Source organism: Yeguia hominis, from assembly GCF_014384705.1.
GTDB lineage: Bacteria > Bacillota > Clostridia > Oscillospirales > Acutalibacteraceae > Yeguia > Yeguia hominis.
Window position 1 is genome coordinate 1 of sequence record NZ_JACRSN010000055.1, and the last position, 1,081, is coordinate 1,081.

The following is a 1,081-nucleotide window of genomic DNA, read 5'->3' on the forward strand; positions in this document are numbered from 1 at the left end:
AACACCAGAATCCAAGCTAAAACAAAATGGATGCCTCCCTCTAAATTCAGGGAAGCATCCATGATGAAAAGTTAATTATTCAATTTTGAACCGGTGTCCAGAAAACTGGGTACATATCAGGTGCAAAACCTTGACCCTTGTTTTTTCTAACCATGTGACAGTCAAGCAATTAATTCATTTATTGCCGCTGCTCTTTGTGAAGACCGTCCCATAGATAAGGTAAGATAAGCTGCGCAAATTGAAACGAGCAAAAAAGAAGACATCGCTTGCAGACTCTGGTAGAATGAAGTCACAACACAAACATTCGAAAGGAGACAGCAAACGATGTCCGAGAAAATTGTACAGCTAAATGAGGAAGTAATCAAGGGTCAAATTAAGGAATTGGTCCGAAGCAGCGTGGAGGAACCCCTGAACGAGCTGCTGGAAAAGGAGGCGGAGTCCCTGACGCAGGCGGCCCGCTGCGAGCGCAGCGAGGCCCGTCAGGGTTATCGCAGCGGCCGCTATGACCGGAACCTCACCACGACCTCCGGCGATGTTACGCTCCATATGCCGCGGCGCAAGGGCGTGTCCTTCGAGACGGCCATCATCGAGCGGTATCGCCGCCGGGAGAGCAGCGTGGAGGAGGCTCTCAAGATGTACCCGGCAGGCGTTTCCGTGCGCCGTGTGGAGGACATCACCGAAGCCCTGTGGGACAGCAAGGTCTCGCCCGCTGCCGTCAGCGAACTGAACAAGAAAGCCTACGTCCGCATTGAGGACTGGCGGAACCGGCCTTTGCAGGGCGGACGGTATCCGTATGTCTACGTGGATGGTATTTACCTGCGCCGCAACTGGGGCGGAGAGTACGAAAATGTCGCCATTCCGGCGGCAAAATTGCCGTGAATGAGGACGGGTTTCGTGAGGTTCTGGGCGCTGCCGAGGGGATGAAAGAGGACAAGGCCAGTGGCTCCGTGGCCGCGGCCTGAACGGCGTGAAGCTCATCGTCGGCGACAAGTGCATGGGGATGCTGGAGGCCGTGGGCGAAGTGTTTCCGGAGGCCAAATACCAGCGCTGCATCGTGCATTTCTACCGCAATGTTTTCTCC

The 1,081-nt window shown here is 54.5% G+C and carries 1 pseudogene; it reads left to right on the top strand.

The features are described 5' to 3' along the window. Positions 1-324 precede the first annotated feature (324 nt). Positions 325-1,081: pseudogene (locus tag IAG03_RS14050) on the top strand (IS256 family transposase); the annotation flags it as partial.